At 61.6% G+C, this 26,080-nt stretch carries 23 protein-coding genes; 11 read left to right on the top strand and 12 right to left on the bottom strand.

Annotated features, from left to right (window positions below):
* The first annotated feature begins 263 nt into the window (after positions 1 to 263).
* From RA21_RS13190 to RA21_RS13180, 3 genes are all read left to right on the top strand, one after another.
* Positions 264 to 953: a helix-turn-helix transcriptional regulator gene (locus RA21_RS13190; RefSeq protein ID WP_019297268.1), complete on the top strand. Its 690-nt coding sequence runs from the start codon at positions 264 to 266 to the stop codon at positions 951 to 953.
* A 138-nt stretch (positions 954 to 1,091) separates the two neighbouring features.
* Entirely contained in the window at positions 1,092 to 1,751 is a 660-nt protein-coding gene (locus tag RA21_RS13185; protein WP_019297267.1) for an OmpA family protein, read from the top strand.
* A 174-nt stretch (positions 1,752 to 1,925) separates the two neighbouring features.
* Positions 1,926 to 2,468: an NADPH-dependent FMN reductase gene (locus tag RA21_RS13180; RefSeq protein ID WP_019297266.1), complete on the top strand. Its 543-nt coding sequence runs from the start codon at positions 1,926 to 1,928 to the stop codon at positions 2,466 to 2,468.
* A 146-nt stretch (positions 2,469 to 2,614) separates the two neighbouring features.
* Here RA21_RS13180 and RA21_RS13175 read toward each other — a convergent pair whose 3' ends face one another.
* Positions 2,615 to 3,655, bottom strand: a complete 1,041-nt coding sequence (locus RA21_RS13175) for an NAD(P)/FAD-dependent oxidoreductase (RefSeq protein ID WP_039149555.1) — start codon at positions 3,653 to 3,655, stop codon at positions 2,615 to 2,617.
* Positions 3,656 to 3,713: 58 nt separating this feature from the next.
* Between RA21_RS13175 and mnmD the strand changes: the two genes are divergently transcribed.
* Positions 3,714 to 4,382, top strand: coding sequence for a tRNA (5-methylaminomethyl-2-thiouridine)(34)-methyltransferase MnmD (mnmD, locus tag RA21_RS13170; protein WP_039149552.1), 669 nt, complete (start codon positions 3,714 to 3,716; stop codon positions 4,380 to 4,382).
* Positions 4,379 to 5,287: a DMT family transporter gene (locus tag RA21_RS13165; RefSeq protein WP_039149551.1), complete on the top strand. Its 909-nt coding sequence runs from the start codon at positions 4,379 to 4,381 to the stop codon at positions 5,285 to 5,287. The genes mnmD and RA21_RS13165 overlap by 4 nt, the downstream gene beginning before the upstream one ends.
* Here the strand turns inward: RA21_RS13165 and RA21_RS13160 are convergent.
* Positions 5,261 to 7,219 (bottom strand): lytic transglycosylase domain-containing protein, encoded by a 1,959-nt coding sequence (locus tag RA21_RS13160; protein WP_039149544.1) that lies wholly within the window; start codon positions 7,217 to 7,219, stop codon positions 5,261 to 5,263. The two genes, RA21_RS13165 and RA21_RS13160, sit on opposite strands and share 27 nt — an antisense overlap.
* A 139-nt stretch (positions 7,220 to 7,358) precedes the next feature.
* Between RA21_RS13160 and dapA the strand changes: the two genes are divergently transcribed.
* Entirely contained in the window at positions 7,359 to 8,231 is an 873-nt protein-coding gene (gene dapA, locus RA21_RS13155) for a 4-hydroxy-tetrahydrodipicolinate synthase (protein WP_039149542.1), read from the top strand.
* Positions 8,232 to 8,353: 122 nt separating this feature from the next.
* Here dapA and sigJ read toward each other — a convergent pair whose 3' ends face one another.
* The 9 genes from sigJ to pdxR form a co-directional block, all read right to left on the bottom strand.
* Complete coding sequence (gene sigJ, locus RA21_RS13150) at positions 8,354 to 9,235, bottom strand: RNA polymerase sigma factor SigJ (RefSeq protein WP_039149541.1); 882 nt, start codon at positions 9,233 to 9,235, stop codon at positions 8,354 to 8,356.
* The gene (locus RA21_RS13145) at positions 9,232 to 9,693 is read right to left on the bottom strand and encodes a carboxymuconolactone decarboxylase family protein (protein WP_039149539.1); all 462 of its coding nucleotides are present in this window, start codon (positions 9,691 to 9,693) and stop codon (positions 9,232 to 9,234) included. Before RA21_RS13145 ends, sigJ begins: the two co-directional genes overlap by 4 nt.
* Before the next feature lie 117 nt (positions 9,694 to 9,810).
* Positions 9,811 to 10,698 (bottom strand): dimethyl sulfoxide reductase anchor subunit family protein, encoded by an 888-nt coding sequence (locus RA21_RS13140; protein WP_039149538.1) that lies wholly within the window; start codon positions 10,696 to 10,698, stop codon positions 9,811 to 9,813.
* Entirely contained in the window at positions 10,698 to 11,462 is a 765-nt protein-coding gene (locus tag RA21_RS13135) for a 4Fe-4S dicluster domain-containing protein (RefSeq protein ID WP_039149537.1), read from the bottom strand. The genes RA21_RS13140 and RA21_RS13135 overlap by 1 nt, the downstream gene beginning before the upstream one ends.
* Positions 11,459 to 14,281 (bottom strand): molybdopterin oxidoreductase family protein, encoded by a 2,823-nt coding sequence (locus RA21_RS13130; protein WP_039149536.1) that lies wholly within the window; start codon positions 14,279 to 14,281, stop codon positions 11,459 to 11,461. The genes RA21_RS13135 and RA21_RS13130 overlap by 4 nt, the downstream gene beginning before the upstream one ends.
* A 96-nt stretch (positions 14,282 to 14,377) precedes the next feature.
* Positions 14,378 to 15,406 carry a phosphate acetyltransferase gene (gene pta, locus RA21_RS13125; protein WP_039149532.1) on the bottom strand — a complete coding sequence of 343 codons (1,029 nt, stop codon included), beginning with the start codon at positions 15,404 to 15,406 and terminating at the stop codon, positions 14,378 to 14,380.
* A 43-nt stretch (positions 15,407 to 15,449) separates the two neighbouring features.
* Positions 15,450 to 16,196 carry a sulfite exporter TauE/SafE family protein gene (locus RA21_RS13120; RefSeq protein WP_039149530.1) on the bottom strand — a complete coding sequence of 249 codons (747 nt, stop codon included), beginning with the start codon at positions 16,194 to 16,196 and terminating at the stop codon, positions 15,450 to 15,452.
* Between the two features lie 4 nt (positions 16,197 to 16,200).
* Entirely contained in the window at positions 16,201 to 17,973 is a 1,773-nt protein-coding gene (gene xsc / locus RA21_RS13115; RefSeq protein WP_039149528.1) for a sulfoacetaldehyde acetyltransferase, read from the bottom strand.
* Between the two features lie 266 nt (positions 17,974 to 18,239).
* Positions 18,240 to 19,700, bottom strand: a complete 1,461-nt coding sequence (pdxR, locus tag RA21_RS13110) for a MocR-like pyridoxine biosynthesis transcription factor PdxR (protein WP_019297252.1) — start codon at positions 19,698 to 19,700, stop codon at positions 18,240 to 18,242.
* Positions 19,701 to 20,040: 340 nt separating this feature from the next.
* On the opposite strand from pdxR, the gene RA21_RS13105 reads away from it, so the two are divergent.
* The 3 genes from RA21_RS13105 (at position 20,041) to RA21_RS13095 (ending at position 21,968) form a co-directional block, all read left to right on the top strand.
* Positions 20,041 to 20,559 (top strand): hypothetical protein, encoded by a 519-nt coding sequence (locus tag RA21_RS13105; RefSeq protein ID WP_241483503.1) that lies wholly within the window; start codon positions 20,041 to 20,043, stop codon positions 20,557 to 20,559.
* 73 nt (positions 20,560 to 20,632) lie between these two features.
* Positions 20,633 to 20,944, top strand: a complete 312-nt coding sequence (locus tag RA21_RS13100; protein ID WP_019297250.1) for an ArsR/SmtB family transcription factor — start codon at positions 20,633 to 20,635, stop codon at positions 20,942 to 20,944.
* Positions 20,937 to 21,968, top strand: coding sequence for a permease (locus RA21_RS13095; protein WP_019297249.1), 1,032 nt, complete (start codon positions 20,937 to 20,939; stop codon positions 21,966 to 21,968). Before RA21_RS13100 ends, RA21_RS13095 begins: the two co-directional genes overlap by 8 nt.
* Before the next feature lie 289 nt (positions 21,969 to 22,257).
* Here RA21_RS13095 and RA21_RS13090 read toward each other — a convergent pair whose 3' ends face one another.
* On the bottom strand, positions 22,258 to 23,655 hold the full coding sequence (locus RA21_RS13090; protein WP_019297248.1) for an aminotransferase family protein: 1,398 nt from the start codon (positions 23,653 to 23,655) through the stop codon (positions 22,258 to 22,260).
* Between the two features lie 295 nt (positions 23,656 to 23,950).
* Here RA21_RS13090 and RA21_RS13085 point away from each other — a divergent pair, with 295 nt between their 5' ends.
* Positions 23,951 to 24,727, top strand: a complete 777-nt coding sequence (locus RA21_RS13085) for a 3-keto-5-aminohexanoate cleavage protein (RefSeq protein ID WP_019297247.1) — start codon at positions 23,951 to 23,953, stop codon at positions 24,725 to 24,727.
* 2 nt (positions 24,728 to 24,729) lie between these two features.
* A complete protein-coding gene (locus RA21_RS13080) occupies positions 24,730 to 26,058 on the top strand; it encodes an aspartate aminotransferase family protein (RefSeq protein WP_039149524.1) in 1,329 nt (442 codons plus the stop codon).
* Positions 26,059 to 26,080: the final 22 nt, after the last annotated feature.

Raw genomic sequence — 26,080 nt, 5'->3', positions numbered from 1 at the left:
CTGCAGCAGGCTAGGTGCTGCGGTCTTAAAGGCCTGTCGGGCTTCGTGGCGCTTTCGCGCTTCCTCACGCTCAATCTCATGCGGAGTAAAAGCACGTTGCCTGCTGTCCCAGCGGTCTAGACCCAGGGTAATCATCACAATCCAATCGTAGCTCAGCATAGGGTTCCTCCTTTTCCGGTGGCCAGAAAATCAGACCCCTGCTGACATGCTGTTGTCAGTGGTGTGTGTTAGTGTGTCAGCAGAATGTCACTGGAGCCCCGCCAATGCCCCGCACCGGCCGTTTGTTCGAGATCATCCAAATCCTGCGTTCCGCCTCAGCACCGGTGCGGGCAGAGGATCTTGCGGCACAGCTGGAAGTGTCCAAACGCACCATCTACCGGGACATCGTTGCCCTCCAGGCAATGCGCACTCCGGTGGAGGGGGAAGCAGGGATCGGCTACATGCTGCGCAAGGGCTATGATCTGCCGCCACTCAATTTCGATGAGGAGGAGCTGGAGGCGCTGCATGTGGGATTGGCGATGCTGATGCGCACGGGCGATGGAGCCTTGCAGAAAGCAGCGGAGCGGGTGAGCCACAAGATCAAGGATGTGCATGCGACCGCCGACTGGCTGCAGGTTGCCCCTTGGGGTGCACCGCTGGATGACCCGCAGCAGGGTTGCGTCTCCAAGGCCCTGCTGCGCCAGGCAGTGCGGGAAAGCCGCAAACTGCATCTGACGTATCTTAGCCCTGAAAGGGGTGAAAGCCGCCGCACCTTGCGGCCGCTTGCCCTGATTTATCACATCGAGTGCACCATGCTGGCTGCCTGGTGCGAGCTGCGTGGCGGTTTCAGGCATTTCCGTACTGACCGGATGCTGGCCGCGGAATTGCGGGAAGTGGATTTCGCCGCCGAGGCTGCTGCCTTGCGTAAACTGTGGATGGAACAGGAGGGCTGGAACTTTGCTTTTGCGCCCTGAAAATGCATGTGTTTTTCGTTTTTTGCGCGGTAATCCGCCTAAATGAAAACGCTTTGCCTTGAGAACGTGGCGCGACATCCCGATATTCGAGCAGACTGCCGGGCGCTGCCCGGAGCTTAGAAAGCAGAAGGCAATTTTATGATGCAGATGAAACTCACCACGGCTGGTATTGTCGCCGCAACCCTGACACTTGGCGCTTGTACCGATCCCGCAACTGTCGGCACTCCGGGCAGCAACACTCAAAAGGGTGCGGTTCTTGGCGGTATCATCGGCGCTGGCGTTGGTGCGATTGCCAATGATTCCGATCGCGGCCTAGGTGCGGTGACCGGTGCGCTGGTTGGTGCGACCGCCGGCAGCGTGATTGGCAATCAGCTCGATGCGCAGGAGCGCGAGCTGCGCCAGAACCTGTCGAACGATGATATCACCATCGTCAATACTGGCGATCGGCTGATCTTGTCATTCCCGAACGATCTGACATTTGCCACTGACAGTGCCGCGGTTTCGCCGGCCGTGCAGGGCGATTTGCGCCGCGTGGCGAACAGCCTCGTGCGATACCCCAACAGCACCATCCAGGTTATCGGCCATACCGACAGCGATGGTGATGCAGGTTACAACCAGGGCCTTTCTGAGCGCCGGGCAAATGCAGTCGCCAGTGAAATTGCAGCTGGCGGTGTGCCTTATCACCGCATGCGCATCATCGGCCGCGGCGAGGAACAGCCGGTGGCCTCGAACCTGACACCGGAAGGCAAGGCCCGCAACCGCCGCGTCGAGGTGGTGGTGATCCCGCAAGCCGCCTGACCTGGCCCTGGCGGCACGAATTGCAGCCCGTCCCGCAAGGGATGGGCTGTTTTCGTTCCGGTGTAGCGGCTTTACGCAACGCTGCACATTGCTTCCGCGGGTATGGCTGTTTCATGCTGTAGGCGCCCTCTTACATGATGGGGCAACACGAGACGCTAACAGAAGGAACTCTCCATGGCCGACCCTGTCCTGCTGACCATTTCCGGCTCGCTGCGGCGAGAGGCCACCAACCGCAAGCTTCTGGCCGAAGCCGCACGGGTGTTCGGCCCGGCTACTGTCGTGGAAGCCGATCTGAATCTGCCGCTCTATGATGGTGATGCGGAAGCGGCAGAGGGGATCCCGCCTGCGGTGCAGGCACTTGCGAATCAAATCGCGGCTGCGGATGCGGTGGCGATTTCGACACCTGAATACAACAAGGGGCCGTCGGGAGTGCTGAAGAATGCCCTCGACTGGGTCAGCCGCACCGAGGGCAGCCCTTGGACGGACAAACCTGTGGCAGTGATGTCGGCGGCGGCAGGCCGGGCCGGGGGCGAGCGGGCGCAGATGATCCTGCGCGGTTTTCTGGTGCCGTTTCAGCCGAGGCTGATTACCGGACCAGAGGTGCACCTAGCGGCGTCTGGAAAGCAATTCGACGAACAGGGGCGGCTGACAAGTGAGCAGTATGAAGCCACACTAACCAAGCTTATGCAGAAGCTGCGGGCCGAAGCGTCTCGTTGAAAGTGAAGGGGGCAGGCAGGTTGCATGCTCCCGCGATTGAAGCTTCCCTTGGGGCCGATTGGCGGCTTGGATGCGGCGCCGCCAGCGCGGCGCCGGGAACCCGCTGAAAACCTTTCAAGGAACAGGTTTGCTCATCAAAACGGGTGTTAGAGGTTGTTTTCCACCCGGAATCCCACTGGGATGCTGTCTTTTTCCTCCAGCAGCAAGTCCGCCATCACATGGGCGGCCTTGGGAGCCATACCAAAACCGATCTTGAAACCTCCATTGGTGATGTAATGGCCGTTCCGCCCAGGCCAGGCTCCGAGCATCGGGGCACGTGACTTGGCACGGGGGCGGACACCTGCCCAGCGTTCGATCACCTCAGCCCCGTGCAGCACCGGCACCGCTGCGCGGGCGCGCTCAATCACGTCGTCCAGTTGAGCGTCGGTAGCTTTTCCGTCGTCAAATTCCCGCTCGCTGGTGGAGCCGATCGCCAGGGTGCCGTCTGCATGCGGGATGATGTGCAGGCTGTCCGCATAAAGCTGCGGCACTTCGCCTTCGTGGAAGCGCAGAAGTGCCGCCTGGCCCTTGACGCCGCCGCCGACAGTTTTGCCGAAGTTTTCGTTCAGCTCCAAGAGGCCCGCGTAGCCCTTGGCATGTACCACCTTGCCCTGATCTGCTGCTTCCTCCTGCACTTCAACTCCCATCACTGCGAGCGCAGAAACCAGCGAAGCGCAGGCGCGGCGAGGGTGCATGCGGGCGCTGAGGGTGTCATGGATGACATAGCCGGTAGCGCTGGGTGGTACCCAGGGCCCCAGGCTGTCTGCCTTGCAGACAGTCCATTCGGCCTCGTCCCTCCACAGTTCGCGGGCTGAGATTTCGCGGCTGCGGGCGAGCTCCAGGGAGCGCTCGTCGTTGATGGGTTGCAAGCGCCCGGTGCGGCCATAGCCGGGAGAAACACCGCCGGTGGCCTCAACTTCCTGCCAGAAGCCTTCTGCCATCAGCAGGCTTTCTAGCTGGAATTGTTTCTTGGGATTCCAGTTCTCCGGCACATGCGGAGCCAGGGCGCCGACCAGGCCGCCGCTGGAGCCGGCACCTGCGCCGAATGGGTCCACCACCTGCACATGCGCGCCGCGGCGGGCGCAGAGCCAGGCGATCGACAGGCCGAAAATACCCGCCCCTCGCACCGTTACATCTGCCATTGCCATTTCGGTATCCTTTCGCCAGTGTCGCGCCGTTCCAAACACTCACTTAGGGGATTATAGCATGGCAGACCAGCAGGCCCGCCTCAGCTGGCGCGATGGCACTGTTCCAGTGTCGGATCAGTTTGATGATCCCTATTTTTCGATCCAGGACGGGCTGGCGGAGACGGAGCATGTGTTCCTGGCCGGTAACGATCTGCCATCGCGGTTTGCGCTGGGCTTTCATATCGCCGAGCTCGGCTTCGGCACCGGTCTCAATATGCTGGCGGCCTGGCGTGCCTGGGAAGCGGCAGGGCAGGAAGAACCATTGCGCTTTACCAGTTTCGAAGCCTTTCCGATGGTGCCCGCCGACATGGCCAAGGCTCTGGAGGCGTTTCCTGCGGTCGCCCCCTGGGCGCAGCGGTTTCTGGCCAAGTGGCAGGGCACCGGGGCTTGTGATCTGGGCAGTCTGCAACTGGAGGTGATCCAGGGCGACGCGCGGATGTCGCTGCCGGAGTGGACAGGGCAGGCGGATGCCTGGTTTCTGGACGGGTTTTCTCCGGCCAAGAATCCCGAACTGTGGGAAGAGTCGCTGATGGCGGAGGTTGCGGCGCATACCGCGCCCGGCGGCTCGGCGGCGACCTACACGGCGGCAGGTTTTGTCCGCCGCGGGCTGGAAGCGGCAGGATTTGAAGTGACCCGCATCCCCGGCTACGGGCGCAAGCGGCATATGACAAAGGCGGTACTGCGATGAGCATGGTTCCACAGCCCAAAAGCCTGCCTCAGCCTCGGGTGCAACAGAACAACGTGCCGCTGGGTATTCTGCTGATGATCGGCGCCACCATCGTCTTTGCCCTGCAGGACGGTATCTCGCGCCACCTGGCGGGCACCTACAACACCTACATGGTCGTAATGGTCCGCTACTGGTTCTTTGCCGCATTTGTCGTGTTCCTTGCGGCACGGGCCAAAGGCGGGATCAAGGAGGCAGCCCGTACGGATCAGCTGTGGCTGCAGATCTTCCGCGGCGTCTTGCTGGTCGGGGAAATCTGCGTGGCGGTCTATGGCTTTACCGTGCTCGGCCTGATCGAGAGCCAGGCAGTGTTCATCTGCTATCCGCTGCTGGTGGCAGCGCTGAGCGGCCCGGTTCTAGGCGAGAGCGTCGGCTGGCGGCGCTGGGCGGCGATCGGCGTCGGTCTGATCGGGGTGCTGGTTATCCTGCAGCCGGGCATGGGCGTGTTCAACCCGGCCGCGGTGATACCGTTCATCTCGGCGCTGATGTTTGCCGTTTACGGGCTGGTGACGCGCTACGCTGCGCGCAAGGACAGCACCGCCACCAGTTTCTTTTGGACCGGGGTTGCCGGCATGGTCTTCATGACCGCAATCGGCATCTGGTTCTGGGAGCCGATGAGCCAGGGCGACTGGTTCTGGATGGCGCTGCTGTGCGTTTCGGGCGTGACCGGCCACTGGCTGCTGATCAAGTGTTATGAAATGGCCGAGGCCAGCGCAGTTCAGCCTTTCGCCTATTTCCACCTGATCTGGGCGGCGATGCTGGGCATGGCGGTGTTCGGCGAGGTGATCCGCACCAATGTCGCCATCGGTGCGGGCATCATCATCGCCGCGGGCCTGTTCACCCTATGGCGCGAACGCGTGAAGGGTTGACCCCTTCAGCTCCTTTGAAAACGGCACCGGCAGCGGCTTCTTGCCCAGCCGCGCGCGGTAGACAGGCAGGCTTTCGGTCACACGCATCACGTAGTTCCGGGTCTCGTTGAAGGGGATGTGTTCGATCCAGTCAACGATATCGGGGTCACCGTCCCGGGGATCGCCATAGCGTTCCATCCAGGCAATGGGGCGGTGCGGGCCGGCATTGTAGCCGGCCGCCATCATCACCACGTTGCCGCGGAACTTGCCGGCTAGGCCTGCCAGGTAATTGGCCCCCAGCTTGGCGTTGTAGTCCCATTCCGCTGTCAGGCGGGACGTCTTGTGGTTTGCCAGGATGCCCAGCTCGGTCGCCACCAGCTTGGCCGTTGCCGGCATTACCTGCATCAGTCCGCGCGCACCGGCATGGCTTATGACCGCCGGGTCGAATTCGCTTTCCCGCCGCGCAATAGCCAAGGTCATTTCTTCGGCCATTGGAAGCTGCCGCTTGGCAACGGGGTGCAGCGGGTAGTAGGCGCCTTCCAGCTCTACCCCGCCACGGGCTGCGCGTTTGGAGATCATCACAGCCAGATGCGGCTGGCCCATGTCCACTGCCATCTGTCCCAGCTGGCGCGCCTGTACCGGTGGCAGGGTTTCGACCAGATGAGTAAGAAAGCGCTCGGCCAGCGCCAGATCGCCAGCTTTCAGCAGTTGCAACCCGGCCTCTGCCACCGAGGACTGCATGAATGCCGCCTCGCGCCAGTCCGGCATGGGGGCGGGTGTCACCAGGGCAGGATCAAAGGGGCGTCCCAGTTTTTCGGCGGCCAGCAGTCCGTAGAAAGACGTCTGATATTCTGCACCCCTCGCATAAGCCTCGTGTGCTTTGTCGGCCTCTCCCATTGCCGCATAGGCCCGGCCCAGCCAGTAGCCGCCGCGGCCGATCGAGATCGGGGTTTCGACGGAGGCCAGGAAACGCTGGAAATGCACAGCGGCAAGTTCCGGGTCGCGCAGCTTCTGCAATGCGATGTAGCCGGCCAGCCATTCACAGTCGGAATAGCCGTAACCGTCATCGGGCGTGGAGAAATGATAGGCCGCCAACTGGTAGGCGCGCTCATGTTCGCCGTCGCGCATCACCTGGCGGGCCAGATCGCGGCGGCGGCGCAGCCATTTTTCCGGCTCTCCCAGGTTTTCGGCACTGGTACTGCGATCTAACAGCATTTCTATCGCGCTGTCCTGCAGCCGCTTGCGGTCGCGCCAAGCAAAACGGTCATAAGCAAGTCCAGCTGAACCCGTCAGGCTGGTGGGAATGGCTTCGATTTTTGCATCCACGCCGGCGGCACGCTCCTGCAAGGCAATGCGGGCTTCGGCCAGTTTGCGCTCACCCTCGGGCACCAGCGGCAGCATCCGCTTGGAACTGACCAGATGATCCTCCCACAAGAGCCGGTCCAGCCGGGCGGCATGGTGCGGCTTCAGCAACTTGCTGAAGTCCCGCAGATAGAGATCCTGAATAGCGCTGCCCATTGCCATGGTACGCCAAGCCAGCACAATTTCCGCCTCACCGTCGCCGTGGCGGCCGTCTGTTATAAGGGCCTTACCCAAGCTCAGCGCACCTTCGGCGGTTTGCGGACGCTGCTTGGCATAGAAGGCCAAAATAGTTTCACGCCCGGTGGCGGCAATGGCGTCCTCGTTCTGGCGGCGCAGGTAGTCCAGTCCAGGCCAGTCCGGGCGCCGCTGAAGAAACGCCATCACATCGCTGACGGAACCCAGCCCAGCCCGAAGCCGGTGCCATTCAATGATATCGTGTGCCACGCTTTTCGGCTTGCCTGCCTCGCGGGCTGCGTCTGCCCACTTCTCCGACCGCATCAGGTCCAGCGCCTTGCCCAGGTCGCGCGCCTGGGCAGATGCCCCAGGCAGGGCAGCCGCAATCAGCAGAATAAGGGCCAGGATGCGTGTCATCTCTTGCATTTTCCAACGGTCCGGGGATAGAGGCTTGAACGTTACTCATTGGCGTGCCGGTATCAACTCAAATCACCGGCATTCCGTATCTTGACGGCGGCGGATTGCCGCCTGCACCTGCAGCGAAGGGAGCGTGCCCATGTTCAAAGGCTCTATGCCAGCACTCGTTACCCCGTTTTCGAACGGCGAGCTGGATCTGGATGCGCTCAAACGTCTGGTGGAATGGCAAATTGCCGAAGGCTCTACCGGCCTGGTGCCTGTCGGTACCACTGGTGAAAGCCCGACCCTGACCCACGAAGAGCATGAATTGGTCATCGCGGAGACGGTCAAGGCCGCAGCCGGCCGGGTGCCGGTGATCGCGGGTGCAGGTTCCAACAACACTGTCGAGATGATTCGCTTTGTCGAGTTTGCCAAGAAGGTTGGTGCCGATGCGGCGCTGGTTGTGACCCCGTATTACAACAAACCGACCCAGCGTGGCATGGTGCAGCACTTCCAGGCCGCCCATGACTGCGCCGAGCTGCCGATCATCATTTACAACATCCCCGGCCGTTCGGTTGTCGACATGACGCCTGCGACCATGGGCGAGCTGGCCAAGCTGCCGCGCATCATCGGGGTGAAGGACGCCACTGGCGACCTGGCCCGAGTCAGCCAGCAGCGCGCCGCCTGTGGTAAGGACTTCGTGCAGCTGTCCGGTGAAGACGCCACCGCGCTGGGCTTCAACGCGCACGGCGGCATTGGTTGTATCTCGGTGACCGCAAACGTTGCGCCGAAATTGTGTGCTGAGTTCCAAGCCGCTACCCTGGCAGGCGACTATGCCACGGCGCTGGAGTATCAGGACAGGCTGATGCCGCTGCACGAGGCGATCTTCATCGAGCCAGGCCTTGCAGGGGCGAAATACGGCCTTTCCAAGCTTGGCATGTGCAGCGAAGAGGTGCGCTCGCCGCTGACCACGCTGGAAGACAGCACCAAAGCAGCGATTGATGCAGCCATGCTGCACGCTGGCTTGCTGTAACTCCTCTCCAAAGATCGAACCCGTCAGGGCGGCCTCCACTGGAGTGCCGCCCTTTTTGCTTCTTTCTGGTTTGAAACGCTCCGGGTTGAATTGCTCTACTAGGACAAGAGGGGTTGACCCCTTTAGTCCAGAGCACCAGCCAGATGCCGGGTTTTGTCTGGATTGCGGGTCACATAGATCTTTGTGATCCTGCCATTCGTGATTTCCAGAGACGTCGCCTGCAGGATACCGTCCTCCGCTTGGTTCAGCACTGCCGGGAGGCCGTTCAGGCGGCAAAAACGCCAGCGTTTCGGAAGCGTGTTGGCAAACTTGCGTGCGATACCTTCCATGAGCCGCAGCACATTATCCCGGCCGTAAATCGGATTGAGGGCGGCCATCGCCTTGCCGCCGCCGTCAGAGATCAGCTGCACATCCTGCGCCAGAAGCTGGGTTAGCGTTGCTGTGTCACCGGTTCTGGACGCGCGAAAGAAGGCCTCGGTCAATTTCCGCCCCTGATCCGGGTCCGCGGGGCGCTCTGGCCGCAGCTTCTGCACTTTGCGCCGCGCCCGCGCAGCGAGCTGCCGGCAAGAGTCAGGGGTGCGGTTGAGGGCGGTGGCAATGTCACCGTATGAGCTGTCAAAGATGTCATGCAGCAGGAAGGCAGCACGTTCCAGCGGTGTAAGGGTTTCCAGTGCCAGCAGAAGGGCAATCGAGACGTCATGATCCAACTGATCAGCCACGTCCTCGGTCAGCAGAGGCTCCGGCAGCCATTCGCCGGGATACGTCTCGCGCCGCACCCGGGCCGATTTCAGCTGGTCCAGGCACAGCCGGGTGGTGATCCGCATCAGGTAGCCTGTAGGGTCCTGCACGTCCTTCCGGGGTGCAGTCTGCCAGCGCAGGAACGCATCCTGCAGGATGTCTTCGGCGTCGCTGACCGTGCCCAGCATCCGGTAGGCGGCCGCAAACAATCGCGGCCGCGCTGTCAGGAACGCCTCGGTTCCTTCATTCTTATCCTGAGCTGTCACGCGGCGTTGGCCTCCTCAGCGGCAGGATGCGGGGTGCGGAAGCCGATTGCAATGCGGTTCCAGGCGTTGATGGCGCTGATCAACAGTGTCAGCACCACTTGCTCACGTGGAGAGAACAGCTTGGTTGCCTCCTCGTAATCCGCATCCGGCGCACCGGTTGTTTCCACCCGCGTCAGCGCTTCGCACCAAGCCAGCGCGGCACGTTCCCGCTTCGAGTAGAGAGAGGATTCCCGCCAGGCATTCAGCAGTTGCATCCGGTCCTCGCTTTCACTATGTGCGCGCAGGTCGTGGCTGTGCATGTGGATGCAGAAGGCGCAGCCGTTGATCTGCGAGGCCCGCAGTTTCACCAGTTCCACCAGGCTGTGCTCCAGCGTGCTGTCCTTGAACAGCTTCTCCTGCTCCAGCATCGGCTGGAACAGTTCGGGAGCAATGGCGAAGTAGTCTAGGCGTTGGGTCATAGTTCTGTTCCTTTCTAATCGCTTCAGGAACAGGACGAGGCAGCCAGGGCGTTTGTGACACCTACGGTAAAAAATACTTCAAAAAATTGAGGCGCCCCATCGGCGCCCCGGTAGATATCAGCGTTTGCCGTAGTAGAGGCCAACCACATGTTCGGCCTGGGCAAAGAAAAGCCAGCGTGAGGTGGCGACGCCTGCGAGATGTGACAGCACCGCGAGGGCGGCAAACACATGCTTGATCACGATGCCCTGAACCGGGGTCAAGATCAGCAGCAGCGGCAGGGCAAAGCCGAGGATAAAGGCAATCATCCGCAGCTTCTGCGCGTGCTTGCGGCCGACCACATGCACAAACTCGCGCAAGAGATAGTTGGAGCCGGTGTGCGGCGGTTCAAAGGCGCGGACCGCGCCGCGGTCGCCAAGGCCGGTGGCGGTGCCCAGACTGGTGCCAGAGTTTTCAAGCGCCTTATCGCCCTTGGTCCAATAGGCCAGCTGCACCGCGCCTGCGATGGCCAGCAGCCAGGGCGCCACCGACTCCGCTCCGGCCAGCAGCGCGCCGCCTGCCAGGCTGAAAGACAGAAACATTGCAGGCGTCAATTCCATGTTCCAGCGCGGGATGGTTTTCAATTGGGTGTAGATCATTGAGGTGGTGAAGACGGTGGCCAGGCTCAATGCCGCACCGATCCAGCCCAGCAGAGTCCACTGGCTGTCCATGAAGACCGCGCCAAGCGCATAAAAGCCCATGACGATCAGAGCTCCGACCGCGCAGACGCCTTCACGGCTGAGCCAGCTGGTTTTCCACTGGGTGAGGGCACGCCAGGCGCGCTCCGGGTGGCCCAGGTGGAAAGTCGAGGCCAACAGGCCGCCGCAGGCTAGGCCAAAAGCGATAGCGTAGAAAACGAAGGCTACTGTCCCGGTTACGGCAGGCTGGCCGAGGCCTAGGAAGAACAAGAGGCCGAAGCCAAGCCCTGACAGTGTTGTGAAGATGATAACAGAGGGTGCAGGATGCATCAGTTCGCTCCTCCGGGGAGTTTGTCGAGGGCCTTGTCCAGCCAGCCCATGAAGCCCTGCGGCTCCTCAGCAACCGGCGCAAGCAGCGGGGCGAGAATGTCGATCTGCTCCTCTATCTGGTCCTTGGGGCGGGGCGGCAGGTATTTATTTACCGGTTTGGTGCCCATTTCCGGCATCAGGTCCATGCCGCCGCGCTCTGCCACCAGTTTAGAGACATCACTGTCCGGGTCGCCTAGATCGCCGAAATGCCGCGCGCCTGCGGGGCAGGTGCGCACGCAGGAGGGGATGCGGTCCACCTCCGGCAGGTTCTCGTTATAGATCCTGTCAACGCAGAGGGTGCATTTCTTCATCACGCCCTCGGCCAAGTCCAGTTCCCGCGCGCCATACGGGCAGGACCAGGCGCAGAGGCCGCAGCCGATGCAGTGGTCCTCGTTCACCAGTACGATGCCGTCCTCGGCGCGCTTGTAGCTGGCGCCGGTGGGGCAGACGGTGACGCAGGGCGCGTCCTCGCAGTGCAGGCAGGACTTGGGGAAATGAATCAGCTGCGCATGGCCGTCCGCGGGCTGCACCTCATAGGAGTGCACCCGGTTCAGGAAGGTGCCTGAAGGATCGCCGCCATAGGGATTCTGATCGCTGAGCGGCGCGCCGTAGTTTTCCGTGTTCCAGCCCTTGCAGGAAATCACGCAGGCATGGCAGCCGACGCAGGTGTCCAGGTCGATGACCAGGCCCATCTTGCGCTCTGTGGAGTTGGGGAGCTCGGTCATTTGCCTACTTTCCACTTCAGTTCTTTCGGGCCGGTGCCGACCGGGGACTCTTGCGCCGGGAAGGCCGGCTGGCTTTCCTGCAGGTCAGAAGGCGTCGCGGCCTTTTCGATTTTGACTTTGAGGTCGAACCAGGCCGCCTGGCCGGTGATCGGGTCTGAGTTCGCCCACCGCATGCCGTCGCCCTTGGCGGGCAGCAACTCGTGGATCAGGTGATTGAGCAGGAAGCCCTTGGTGGCCTCCGGCGCATCCTGTTCCAGTGCCCATGCGCCTTTGCGCTTGCCGATGGCGTTCCAGGTCCAGACGGTGTTGTCATTGAGTGCCGCCATCTCCATCACCGGCACGGTGATTTCCCCGTGCGGCGAGGTGACCTTGGCCCAGTCGCCGTCCTGCAGCCCATGCTCGCGCATCAGCTTGGTTGGGACATATAGCGGATTGCGTCCATGCAGCTGCCGCAGCCAGGCGTTTTGGGTGCCCCAGGAGTGGTACATCGCCATCGGGCGCTGGGTTAGCGCGTTGACTGTAAAACCCTCGTTGCCTTGCTGGTCGGTCTCGTACCAGATCGGCAGTGGGTCCATGACGTCCTTCACCCGCTGGCGCAGATGCTCGGGGGGCTGGCGTTCGCCATGGCCCTCTGCAGCCAGCTGGAACTTGCGCATCGGCTCCACATAAAGCTGGAACAGATAGGGCTGCGGGCTGTCATAGATGCCCATGCCCACCGCCCAGTCCTGATAGGCGGTGTTCCAGGGTTTGTAGTAGTCGGCACCTTCCGGGATGTGGGCGACGTAGAAACCGCCGTTTTCGATGTATTTGTCCAGCTGCTCAGGGTTCACTGCGCCGCGGCCTTCCTTGTCGCCGTTTTCACCGCGGAAGCCTGCCAGCGGGCCGATACCCGGCTTGCGCTCGTGGTTGACGATGTAGTCGGCGTAATCCTTCCACTTGGGCGTCCGGTCCTCGTTGGTGAAGTTCGGCAGCTTCATCCGGTTGGCGAGCTGGATCAGCACCGTCTGGAAGCCGCGGACATTCCGGTCCGGCTCAATCACCGGCCAGCGGATGGCATCTGCCGCTGCATCCGCCTCGCAGATCGGGCGGTCCAGCAGCGAAATGCAGTCGTGGCGCTCCAGATAGGTGGTGTCGGGCAGGATCAGATCGGCAAAGGCCACCATCTCCGACGAATAGGCATCCGAGTAGATGATATGCGGGATCTTGTAATCACCGTTTTCATCCTTGTCGGTCAGCATCTCCATTACACCCTTGGTGTTCATGGAGGAGTTCCACGACATGTTGGCCATGTACATGAACAGCGTGTCGATTTTGTAGGGATCGCCCGCATGCGCGTTGGAGATCACCATGTGCATGAGGCCATGGGCCGACATTGGGTTTTCCCAGGTGAAGGCCTTGTCGATGCGTGCGGGGCTGCCGTCTTCCTTCAATGCCAGGTGCTCCGGGCCGCGGACAAAGCCCAGGTGCGGGCCGTCCAGAGGGGTGTCGGGCGTAGATTTGCAGTGCGGTGTCGGGTGCGCCTCAACCGGCTTGGGGTAGGGCGGTTTGAAGCGGAAGCCGCCGGGAACCTCGACGGTGCCCAAGAGGATCTGCAGCACATGCAGCGCGCGGCAGGTCTGGAAGCCGTTCGCGTGTGCCGAAACCCCGCGCATCGAGTGCATCGAGACCGGGCGGCCCGTCATCTTGGAGTGTTTCTCACCGCGGAAGTCGGTCCATTCGACATCCAGCTCAAACGCCTCTTCAAAGGCGACGCGGGCCAGTTCACCGGCAATGGCGCGGATGCGTTTCGCCGGGATGCCGCATTTGTCTGCCACCGCTTCAGGGGCGTATTCATCCGCCAGGTAGCGCTCGGCCATCAGGTGGAACACCGGGCGATGGATGGCGCCGTCTTTTTCGTAGACCGCCGACAGGTCCGGGCGCACGCCGGGCTGGTCAAACGGGGTCAGCTGGCCGGTGTTGCGGTCGATGACCAGCATCTTGCCATCGTCGTCGCGCAGGAACAGGCCCTTGTCCGGCCCCTCTGACGCGTTGATCAGCACGGGCGCGTTAGTAAAGCGGCTGAGATAGTCGAGGTCGATCTTGCCAGCCTTCATCAGCACGTGGATCATCGACAGGATAAACAGGCCGTCAGTGCCGGGAGTTATGCCGACCCAGTCATCCGCCACCGCGTTATAGCCGGAGCGGATCGGATTGACGCCGATCACCCGCGCACCGCGCTTCTTGATCTTGCCGATGCCCATCTTGATCGGGTTGGAGTCGTGGTCCTCTGCCACGCCGAACAGCATGAACAGCTTGGTGTGTTCCCAGTCGGGCTGGCCGAATTCCCAAAACGCCCCGCCCATGGTGTAGATGCCAGCGGTCGCCATATTGACCGAGCAGAAGCCGCCATGCGCGGCATAGTTCGGCGTGCCATAGCTTTGCGCCCAGAAACTGGTGAAGCTTTGCGACTGGTCGCGCCCGGTGAAAAACGCCAGCTGTTCCGGTGCCTCATGGCGGATCGGTTCCAGCCAGCCCACGGCAATGGCCAGAGCCTCGTCCCAGGTGATTTCCTTGAATTGCCCCGACCCCCGCGGCCCGGTTCGCATCATTGGCGCCCTCAGCCGAGAGGGGGCGTTGACCTGCATGATGCCTGCAGACCCTTTGGCGCACAAAACACCCTTGTTGACCGGGTGGTCGCGGTTGCCCTCGATGTAGGCGGCCTTGCCGTCCTTCATATGCACATTAATGCCGCAGCGGCAGGCGCACATGTAGCAGGTGGTCTTCCGGATCTCATCCGAAACCTTAGGCGAGGTGTTCAGGATTGGCTGCTGATGAGTCATGGGCGGGTCCTGTTGGGTGTTTCGGGCGACCGTATGACGGAAAGCCTCAATATGGGAATAGTGTTCTGCAACGGTTTAGTCTTTTGGAACATTTGTTCAAATTTCCGGGCGCTTGGCGCCCGTAGCCTGCAGGATGGTGACGGCGATGATCTGGGTGACATCCTCGGCACTGCAGCCGCGCGACAGGTCGTTGGCGGGTTTGGCCAGTCCCTGCAGAACCGGGCCGATGGCGGAGTAGCCGCCTAGCCGTTGGGTGATTTTGTAACCGATGTTACCGGCATCCAAGTTGGGAAAGATCATCACGTTGGCCTGGCCTGCGACGCCGGAGCCGGGTGCCTTGCGTTCACCCACCGACGGTACGAAGGCGGCATCGAATTGCAGTTCGCCATCGGCTGGCAGGTCCGGGTGTGTGTCCTGGAACAGCGCCAGGGCTTCAGTCACCTTGTCCACTGCCGGGTGCTTGGCGCTGCCCTTGGTGGAGAAGCTGAGAAAGGCCAGCTTAGGATCCACCCGCATAAGTGTGCTGGCTGACTGTGCTGAGGCAGCGGCGATCGACATCATTTCATTGGGACTTGGGTCAATCACCAGTCCGCAGTCGGAATAGAGCATCGCGCGGGCATCCTCTGGCGCGCTTGCAGGCGGGTACATCAGGAAAAAGGAAGAGACCATGCCTGCATCCGGCGCCATACCGATTACTTGGATCGCGCTGCGCACCACGTCGCCGGTTGTATGCACGGCACCGCCGACGGTGCCGGTGGCATGGCCCAGCCGGACCAGCATCGCGGCATAGACCAGCGGGGTTTCGGCAGCGGCGCGGGCCTTGGCTCCATCCACGCCCTTGTGCTTGCGCAGCTCATAATATTCGGCAGCAAAGCCGGCGGTCAGATCCGAAGCGGCCGGATCATGGATCGCGACGCCTTCGCTGGCTTCGGCGCCCTCGGCTTGCAGCGCGGCTTCGACTTCAGCCTGCGGGCCGACCAGGATCACATTGGCGATGCCGGCCTGATGCGCGGCCAGGGCGCCTGCAACCACACGGGGGTCAGTGCCCTCGCTCAGCGCAACAACGGGACGGGTCGCCGGGGCTTCGGCCTTCAGCAGTTCGAGCGGGGACAAGGTTTGGGTCACGAGGGTCAGGTCCTGTAACAACGGTTTCGGGGCAGGGCGGGTATCAGAACGCCAGCCGCGCGATATTGATCAGCGAAAGCGCGGTCAGCATCAGAACCACCGCGCGGCGGAACAGCCTTTGCGAGACCGCCTTGAAACTATGGGACCCGGCCCAGATGCCGAGGCCCAGAATGGGAAAGGCCAGCAGGATGCCCGTCAGGGTTTCCGGTCCGACCAGTCCGTTTGCGGCCATAACCGGAAGCGCCATCAGGTCAATGCCGGTCAGGAACACGATCATCGTGGCCCGGAACACCGCAGGCGGAACCGGCTGCGCGGTTAGAAAGGCCGCCACGGGCAGGCCACCGACGCCGGCACTGTTGGCAATGCCTGCAATGGCACCTACGCCTACATTGCCGTTGCGCCCCACAGGGCGCTCCAGTTGCCAGCCGCTCAGCAGAACCAGGCTGAGGACCAAGATCAGGCTCGAGATTGCCAGCCGGGCTTCCTGCTCCCCCAGCCGCGCCATGATAGCGATGGCGGGCACGGTGGCGATGGCGGCGCCTGCCAGCAGGGCAATGGCCCGGTGCCAGTCGATATGCGGGCGGATGTCCCGTGCCTGAAAGGCGGTCATGGCAATTTCGCAGGAAAACACCACCGGGATCAGCGGCAGCGGGTTGGTTGTCAAGGCTGCCAAAATGATGAAAATCGCGGAAAATCCGAAACCTGAGAAGCCCCGGATAACGGCCGCCGCGAATAACGCGGCGGCCAGAAATGCCCCTTGGCCGGTGGACAGGTCAAAGGGCAGATCCATGGTCTCAGACTTTCTGCGGACGCATGTCGTCCTTGCTGATGCCTGCAACCTGAACAGGCTTCTTCATCGCGTCGCGGCGGAAGGGCTCACCCAGTTCCTGATTGATCATCGCTTCGATCAGGGTGGTGATGCCTTTCTTCTGGTCTTCACAGGCCTGGCGCAGGGCGTCGGTCAGCTCTTCCTGAGTGCGGGCAATCACACCTTTCAGGCCGCAAGCATTGGCGATACCGGCATAAGACACCTGGGTGTCCAGCTCGGTGCCGACAAAGTTGTCGTCGAACCACAGGGTGGAGTTACGCTTTTCCGCGCCCCACTGGTAGTTGCGGAAGACAACCTGGGTCACGGCGGGCCATTCTTCGCGGCCGATTGCGGTCAGCTCGGTCACTGCGATGCCGAAGGCGCCGTCGCCGGAGAAGCCGACAACCGGAACGTCTGGGCAGCCGATTTTCGCACCGACAACCGCCGGCAGGCCGTAGCCGCAGGGGCCGAACAGGCCGGGGGCCAGGTACTTGCGGCCTTCCTCGAAGGACGGGTAGGCGTTGCCGATGGCGCAGTTGTTGCCGATGTCGGAGGAGATGATCGCATCCTTCGGCAGGCCGGCCTGGATCGCACGCCATGCACGGCGCGGCGACAGCCAGTCAGGCTTGGCTGCGCGGGCACGCTCGTTCCAGGTGGTGCCGGGATCGTCCTGCTCGCTGTCCATCGAGGACAGTTCCTGCGCCCAGGAGGATTTGGTGTGCGCGATCAGCGCCTTGCGCTCGTCGCGGCCCTCGTCGCCTGCGGTGCCGGACAGTTTGCCCAGGATGGTGTCTGCAACCTGCTTGGCGTCGCCGACGATGCCGACGGTGACTTTCTTGGTCAGGCCGATGCGGTCCGGGTTGATGTCAACCTGGATGATCTTCGCGTCGGTCGGCCAGTAGTCGATGCCGTAGCCGGGCAGGGTCGAGAACGGGTTCAGGCGGGTGCCCAGGGCCAGAACGACGTCGGCTTTGGAGATCAGTTCCATGCCGGCCTTGGAGCCGTTGTAGCCCAGCGGGCCAGCGAACAGCGGGTGCGAGCCGGGGAAGGCGTCGTTGTGCTGGTAGCCAACGCAGACCGGGGCGTCCAGGCGCTCGGCCAGGGCCATCGAGGAGGGGATCGCGCCGCCGATAACAACGCCGGCACCGTTCAGGATGACCGGGAACTTTGCGTTCGAAAGCAGCTCGGCTGCCTCATTGACCGCATCGGTGCCGCCTGCGGGGCGTTCAAAATCAACAACCGCCGGCAGCTCGATGTCGACGACTTGGGTGAAGTAGTCGCGCGGCACGTTGATCTGGGCCGGAGCAGAGTTGCGCTTGGCTTGCATGATCACGCGGTTCAGGACCTCTGCCATGCGGGACGGGTCGCGCACTTCTTCCTGGTAGCAGACGCAGTCAGCGAACATGCGCATCTGTTCCATTTCCTGGAAGCCGCCCTGACCCATGGTCTTGTTTGCGGCTTGCGGGGTAACCAGCAGCAGCGGGGTATGGTTCCAGTAAGCGGTTTTGACAGCGGTGACGAAGTTGGTGATGCCGGGGCCGTTTTGCGCGATCATCATCGACATCTTGCCGGTGGCGCGGGTATAACCGTCTGCCATCATGCCGCCGGATCCCTCGTGGGCGCAATCCCAGAAGGTGATGCCCGCCGGCTCGAAGATGTCGGAGATCGGCATCATGGCCGAGCCGATAATACCAAAGGCATGCTCGATGCCGTGCATCTGAAGCACTTTGACGAAGGCTTCTTCGGTGGTCATTTTCATGGGTTTTGCTCCTGAGTGAGACGCATATTCCGCCCGGGCCAGACTGCCGGGAATTGACTCTGGTTTAGGGGGCAGTGGTGTGTCCGGTTAGGGCCAGTTGATCCACTGGAATAGGTCCAAATATGGACTCATGAAAATAGCCGGACGGTTTTTTCACATAAGGTTCAGCCGGTCACGCCTGCTGGAGCTCAAAAATATCAAGTATCGACAGATGATACTTCTGGTATCATTTTTTCACCTTGGGTGCGCGAGGGGAGGAAACCCGCTCAGCGCTGTTTCAGCGCTTGGGCCAGCAATGCCAGACCTGGTTCAATTCTGGTTGCAGGAATCGAGGAATAGCCAAGCCGGTAAAAATTCTGCTTGCGGTGCTCCGCAGAAAAGAAGGGGGCCCCGGGTTCGATGATCACACTTTTCGCGCGCAGCCGCTCTGCCACTGCAGTGGCGTCAACATCCTCGGGTGCCTGCATCCACAAAGCCGAACCGCCAAAGCTGCCGACGCCGGCAATGGTCAATCCATGCTTGCGGATCGCATCCTCTATAACGGCGCGCCGGTCGTGCAAAACCTTGGCTATGCGCCGGATCTGCGCGTCGTAATGGCCGAGAGAGAGGAAATATGCGACGGTACGCTGAACGTGTCCGGGCGGATGCCGGAGCACGCTGGCCCGCAAGGCGCGGGCCTGGCGGATAAAAGGCTCCGAGCCGACCAGATAGCCAAGCCGCAGACCCGGAAAAAGCGACTTGGAGAAACTGCCCGCATAAATCACCCGGCCTTCGGTATCGAGAGACTTAAGTGATGGAGAGGGTGCACCAAGGAAGGACATCTCAAACTCGTAATCGTCCTCGACGATAACGGCATCAATTTCACTGGCGCGCTGCAGCAGTTCTTTGCGCCGTTCCATCGGCATCGTAAAGGTGGTCGGGCTCTGGTGGCTGGGCGTGCAGAAGATAACGTTTGTATCGTCGGGAATGCTTCCGGGAGGGAGGCCGCGCTCATCCACTGGAATACAATCGACCTGGCATCGGGTCTGTACTACCTGGTCGCGCAGAGTGTAGTAGGCCGGGTCTTCCACCGCCGCCCTTCGGCCGCGGTTCAGCAACAATTGGCAGGTGATCCAAAGTGCATTTTGGGCGCCGAGCGTGATCAGGATCTCTTCTGGACGTGCCGTGATCCCGCGCCGTGGCAGTGTGTGCCGGGCGATATATTCGATCAGCAGCGGGTCGTCCTGGTCAAAATAGTCATTGGCCAGTGCAGAGAAGTCTTTTTGTCCCAATGCGCGCAGGGCGCAAAGCCGCCAGTTGGCGTGGTCAAAAAGCGAGGCGTCTGCCTGGCCATAGATGAAGGGATAACGGTATTCGCGCCAGTCCTGCGGTTTGCGCGGGGTGTCGCCGCCGGTGAAGCTGCGTGCCATCACCTTGCCCCAGTCAAGCGTATCGCCAGTTTTCTGCTGCGGCGTATAGGAGGGCGGCACCGGTGCATTGTCAGAGACAAAATACCCGGACCGCCCGCGTGAGGTGAGGTAGTCATTGGCCAGCAATTCAGTGTAGGCCAGCGTGACAGTGATCCGGCTGATGCCCAGGTGTGCTGCCAGCTTGCGCGAGGACGGCAGTTTCTCCCCAACCCGGAAGCGGCCGGACAGAATGCCTTCGGCAATCATTTCCTGGATCTGGGCCTGCAAGGTTCCCTGGGCGTCCGGGTTCAGAAAGAAGGTGTCAACTGAGATGGCCATGCAGGCCACCTTAGGGTGGACCTAAACGGGGCGCAATCTGGACTTAGGGCCAGTTTGGAGGAATCTGCAGCTTGCTCTGGCTGGCGTGCGGTGCCAGCGTGCCGCCATGTTTAAATTCCTTGGCCATCTGGCAATCGTTGTTCTTTTGACACTTCTCACTCAGCTCGGGGGGATTGCCTGGCTTGGGGCACTCTTGTTCCGCCGCAGGCTGGTGCCGTTCGTTTTGCTCTACGCGGGTCTCAGCCTGTCCGCCACTTGGGCTGCGCCGCAATTCGGGCGGGTTGCCCTCAGTTGCTGGGAAGATAGCTCCCTGCAAGTGCAGTCCTGGCTCTATTGCGCGATGAACCGGAACTACGTGTCGCCGGAATTGGCGGAGGTTCTGCAGGACACGGCAGCAGCGGTGGACACAGACTATCCGGGCACTGTCACGCAGGTTCTTGATGCGAATTTTCCGTTCGTTGCCGGCTTTCCGCTGCTTCCGCACTTGTCCCACCATGATGGCCGCAAAGCGGATCTCGCTTTCTTCTATGCGGATGCATCCGGTTTCAGGCCCAAGGCTACCAGGTCTCCGATCGGCTATTTTGCCTTTGAGCAGGGGCCGTCGGAGTGTCCCGGGGCCTGGTTTACGCTGCGCTGGGATCTTCAAGTGCTGCAGCCGGTGTGGCGGGAATTGTATATAGACACGGATCGCACCCGCCGCCTGCTGCAGGTTTTGATGGCAGACGGCAGGGTTGAGAAGGTTTTTCTGGAACCGCATCTGCAGGAGCGGCTGGGATTGCGTTCAAGCAAGCTGCGTTTTCAGGGCTGCCGTGCAGCACGGCATGACGATCACATCCATTTGCAGCTTTCGATAGGCTAGCGGTGTTCTCCTCTTGCAATGCGCTTATATAACTATAAAACTAGTTTTATCGAATCAGATAGGGGTTGGATTCATGGAATGGGAAGAGGCTGCACAGGGCTTTGCGGCCATGGGGTCCGAAGCAAGGTTGCAAGTGCTGCGATGCCTGATACGCGCAGGCGATCACGGGCTGACTGTTGGGGAGATCCAGAGCCGCACCGGCATTGCGCCCTCGACGCTGGCGCATCATCTGAAGTTCCTAGCTGCAGCAGGGGTGGTGGTACAGGCGCGCGAGGGGCGCAGCACCTCCTGCCGGGCCGACTACAAACGGCTGGAAGCGCTGGCCGGCTTCATCTTGCAGGAATGCTGCGCGGATGCAGGCAAAAAGGGGACAAGCGATGGCTGATCTGACACAAAGCCCCCGCCGCGCGAAGTTGTTGGGCAACGGGCTGAAGACGCCCTGGGCTCTGAGCATTGCTCTGCTGGCAGGCGCTGCTGTCCTTGATCCGGGCAACTTCCGTTCTGTTCTGGAGTTTGCCCTCACAGCGTTGGGCAGTACGGCCCGCTACATCCTGTTTGCTGTGCTGCTGCTCGCCTATCTCAAGGCGACGGGCGCAGAAATGATGGTTGCCCGTGCCTTTGAGGGCCGTGAAACTAGGATGATATTCCTCGCCGCGCTGTTTGGCGGGCTGGCGCCGTTTTGCTCTTGCGAAGTGATCCCGTTCATTGCCGGGCTGCTGGCGCTGGGCGCGCCCTTGTCGGCGGTAATGGCCTTTTGGCTGTCCTCGCCGCTGATCGACCCGCCGACGCTTTTAATCACCGCAGGGGCTTTGGGCTGGCCCTTCGCTATCGGTAAGGCGGTGGCTGCCGTTGCGTTGGGGCTGTTTGGCGGCTTTGCCATCAAGCTGCTGCGGGGGCAGGGTGTATTCACCAATCCGCTGCGCAAGCAGGAGACCCAGAGCTGCTGCGGCTGCGGCGGGCCAAAGCCGGATTCCAAGCCGAGCTGGCGCTTTTGGACCGAGGGCGACCGCAGGGTGAAGTTCCGCGAAGAGTTAGTCTCCAATGGGCTGTTCCTGCTGAAATGGCTGGCCCTGGCCTATGTTCTGGAGTCGCTTCTGGTCCACTATGTTCCGGCCGATGTGATCGCCGGGCTGGTGGGAGGTGAAGGTGTTCTGCCGATTGCCATTGCTGCACTGGTCGGCATGCCAGCCTACCTTAACTCCTATGTCGCGCCACCGCTGCTGGCGGGATTGATGGAGCAGGGAATGAGCGCAGGTGCGGCCATGGCATTTATGGTGGCGGGTGCAGTCAGCTCTGTTCCCGCCATGGCGGCGGTCTGGTCGCTGGTGAAACCGAAGGTTTTTGCAGCCTATCTGAGCCTGGGCGTGAGCGGTGCCGTGCTGTCGGGTATTCTGTTCCAGCTGGTTTGAAGTGGGCGGAGGGCAGGGCTCTCCCGCCTGCTGAGAAGCAATCGAAGACTGCAGTTTGCCCGTTGGGCCTGGCGCCGTGCTTTCGCGCGGCGCCGATAGTCATTACTCAATAGCCTGAGGTGGACTGTGGTGCCGTCCAGAGGCCACTCCCGATTTTTGTTTGAAGAAATCGCGTCAAGGATGGGCCGTTTGGCAGCCGGACCTTGCGCCCCCTAAACCGGCGGCACGAAATAAGAAAACGCCCCGGACAATCCGGGGCGCAGTTTGTTCGTCCAACAGGGAGAGGTTGTCAGCCGAAAACTTTGGTCAGAGCTTTGTCGACCGCATCGCAGATCGCATCGATGTCGTCCGCGGTGGCGATCAGCGCCGGGCTGAAGCACAGGGTGTTGTTGCGGCCCGGGAGCGAGCGGTTGGTGACGCCGATGATCACACCCTGCGCTCCGCATTCCGCGACGACCTGCTGGGCCAGCTTCTCGTCCACCGGCTCCTTGGTATCGCGATCCTGCACCAGCTCGGCACCCAGGAACAGACCCTTGCCGCGTACATCGCCGATCACGGCGTGCTTCTCTTGCAGCTTGCGCAGGTTGTCCAGCATCCGCTCGCCCATGGCTGCGCAGTTATCCAGCAGGTTTTCGTCCTCGATGATCTGCATGTTCACCAGCGCCGCTGCGGGGCCCGCGGTGCAGCCGCCGAAGGTGGAAATGTCGCGGAAGTAGTTCATCGGATCGGAGGTGTCGTCCTTGAACATCTCAAAGACTTCCTCAGTGGTAACCATACAGGCAATCGCCGCATAACCGGAGGCCACACCTTTGGCCATAGTCACGAAATCGGGCTTGATGCCGTACTGCTGATAGCCGAACCATTTTCCGGTACGGCCAACGCCGCAGACAACCTCGTCGATATGCAGCAGCACATCGTACTTCTTACAGATCTCCTGCACACGCTCCCAATAGCCTTCCGGCGCTTCGATCACGCCGCCGCCCGCGGTCACCGGCTCCAGGCACAGGGCACCAACGGTTTCCGGGCCTTCCCGCAGGATGACTTCTTCGATGGCGTCAGCAGCGGCGATGCCGAATTCGCGGCCCGAAAGATGCTCCAGGCCCAACTCATGCTTGCGGTATTCCATGCAGTGCGGGACGCGGACAAAGTCGGGTGCAAAGGGGCCGTACTGAGCGTTGCGCTCATCCTGGCCGCCTGCCGACATAGTTGCCAGGGTGGAGCCGTGGTAATCGCGGTCGCGGTACAGGATCTTGGTTTTCTTGCCGCCATATTTCTTGTGGGCGATCTGGCGGACCATCTTGAAGGCCTTCTCGTTGGCCTCGGATCCGGAGTTGGTGTAGTAGACGCGGGTCATGCCCGGCATCTTGGAGATCAGTTTCTCTGCAAACAGCGCGCCGGGGATGGAGCCCGCGGAGTTCGCAAAATAGCAGACCTTCATCAGCTGGTCGTATACCGCCTTGCAGATGTTCTCGCGGCCGTAGCCGACGTTGACGGTCCAGACCCCGCCGGACACAGCATCCAGGAATTCCTTGCCGTTCTGATCCCAGACGCGCATGCCCTTGCCCTCGACAATGATGCGCGGGTCGGAGGATTCCAGCGCCTTGTGCTGGAACAGGTGGTGCCACATGTGGGCCTTGTCGGCCTCGACCACACGGGAGAGATCGTTTTCGTTGAACGTGCCGTCCATGACATGTCCTTTCGGCGTTAGAAGTGAATCAGGCTGCCTGGCACCCTACAGGGCTACTGAGGCGTATTATGTACCAGAAACGTCAGATTCCGAGAATTCGTTAGGGCCAGAGCATGTGCTTGCTTAGGTCCAGAGGTTGCATGTTCAGCTTGCGTCGGCAAGGCGTCGCCGGATGTGCTCTGCTTCAGAACAAATGTTCTGGAGTTGTGATGTTGAGATTGCTTGTGCTGATAGCGCAAGGTTCCGTCGGCCGTGGCCTGCATCGCGGCAGGACTTGCTGCATAGGAGGCAGACAGTGGCAGAGTACAAATTGATGGTTGCACCGAATGGCGCCCGGCGCACACGTGCGGATCATCCGCAACTGCCGGTGACGCCCGAACAGACAGCACAGGCCGCCGCCGCTTGTTTTTCCGAGGGGGCCAGGGCTTTGCATTTACATGTGCGGGACGCTGAAGGGCGCCATTCACTGGACGCAGGCCGCTACCGTGAAGCCCTTGATGCAGTGCGGGAAAGCGCGCCGGCAATGGCGGTGCAGATCACCACGGAAAGCGCCGGGCTTTACAACGTGGAGGACCAGTTCACCTGTCTGGACAAGCTGCGCCCTGCAGCGGCCTCTGTCTCGGTGAGGGAAATGGCCCGGGACGCGGAGCTTGCCGCGCGCGCCTATGCCCTGTGCGCGGAAGCAGGCACGGAAGTGCAGCATATCCTGTACGGTCCGGACTGCATCGCCCAACTGCGCGCCTGGTACCAGGACGGCACCGTTCCGGGTGTCATGCGCGATGCGATCTTTGTTCTGGGCACGTACAGCCCGCCTGTTCTGGCGAAGCCCAGGGGGCTCGCGGCCTTCCGTGACGCTGCGGCGGATATGCGTCTCAACTGGACTGTCTGTGCTTTTGGCCGGCATGAACGCGCCTGCCTGCTGGCTGCAATTGCTACGGGCGGGGATGCGCGAATCGGATTTGAGAATAACATCGAAACACCAGAGGGCGGGCTTCTTGCAGATAATGCAGCCTCGGTCGCCGCCTTCGTTCAGGCCGCAAAGGCCCAGGGCCATACGCTCAAGGAGTGCTGATCATGAGTCATGTCTTTCCCCGCCACACCAAAGCCAGCCTGCCCACTGCTGTTGCAGGCGACGGTTGTTACCTGATCGATGCCAGCGGCAAGCGCTATTTCGACGGCTCCGGTGGCGCGGCGGTCTCCTGCCTGGGCCATTCCGACGCCGATGTGATCAAGGCAGTGCAAGAGCAGGTTGGCAAATTGGCCTTTGCCCATACCGGTTTCCTCACCTCGGAACCGGCGGAAGAGCTGGCGGACTTGCTGGTGGCCAACGCGCCGGGAGATATCGATCGGGTCTATTTCGTCTCTGGCGGTTCCGAGGCGACCGAGGCGGCAATCAAACTTGCCCGCCAGTACCACCTGGAGCGCGGCGAGCCGCAGCGCCGCCACATCATTGCCCGCAAGCAAAGCTACCACGGCAACACTCTCGGTGCCTTGGCAGCAGGCGGCAACGAGTGGCGCCGCACGCAGTTTGCGCCGCTCTTGATCGAAATTTCCCACATCTCGCCTTGCTACGAATATGTGGGCAAGGCGGAAGGCGAGAGCAGCTATGACTATGGCCAGCGGGTTGCCAATGAGCTGGAGGCGGAAATTCTCCGCCTCGGCCCGGAAACCGTTATGGCCTTCATGGCGGAGCCGGTGGTTGGCGCCACCTCTGGCGCGGTGCCGGCGGTTGAGGGCTATTTCAAGCGTATCCGCGAGATCTGTGACAAGTATGGTGTGCTTCTGATTCTTGATGAAGTGATGTGCGGCATGGGCCGCACCGGCCATCTCTTTGCCTGCGAGGCCGACGGTGTGGCGCCCGATATCTTGTGTATCGCCAAAGGTCTGGGCGCAGGTTACCAGCCGATCGGAGCCATGCTTTGCACCAAGATAATCTACGAGGCGATTGAGCACGGTTCCGGCTTCTTCCAGCACGGGCACACTTACATCGGCCATCCGGTGGCGACCGCTGCGGGTCTGGCTGTGGTCAAGGCAATGCTGGAGCGCGGGCTGGTGCAGCGTTGCGCCGAGATGGGAGAGAAGCTGCAAGCCGCGCTGGAGGAGCGCTTTGGCCAGCACCCGAACGTGGGCGACATCCGCGGTCGCGGGTTGTTTCGCGGAGTGGAGCTGGTCGCGGACCGCGAAACCAAAGCTCCCTTTGATCCGGGGCTGGGTTTGGCTGGGAAAATCAAAAAGGCAGCGTTTCAGGCCGGCTTGATCTGTTATCCGATGTCCGGCACCCGCGACGGCCGGAAGGGCGACCACATCCTGCTTGCACCGCCCTTTATCATCACCGGCGAACAGATCACTGAGGTGGTGGACAAGCTGGAAACGGCGATTGCTCAGTGTCTTCCTGCGGGCTGATCTTTGAGCACTAGGGAGCGGC

The organism is Leisingera sp. ANG-DT (assembly GCF_000813785.1).
Taxonomy (GTDB): domain Bacteria; phylum Pseudomonadota; class Alphaproteobacteria; order Rhodobacterales; family Rhodobacteraceae; genus Leisingera.
This window is presented reverse-complemented; position numbering and strand designations above follow the sequence as displayed.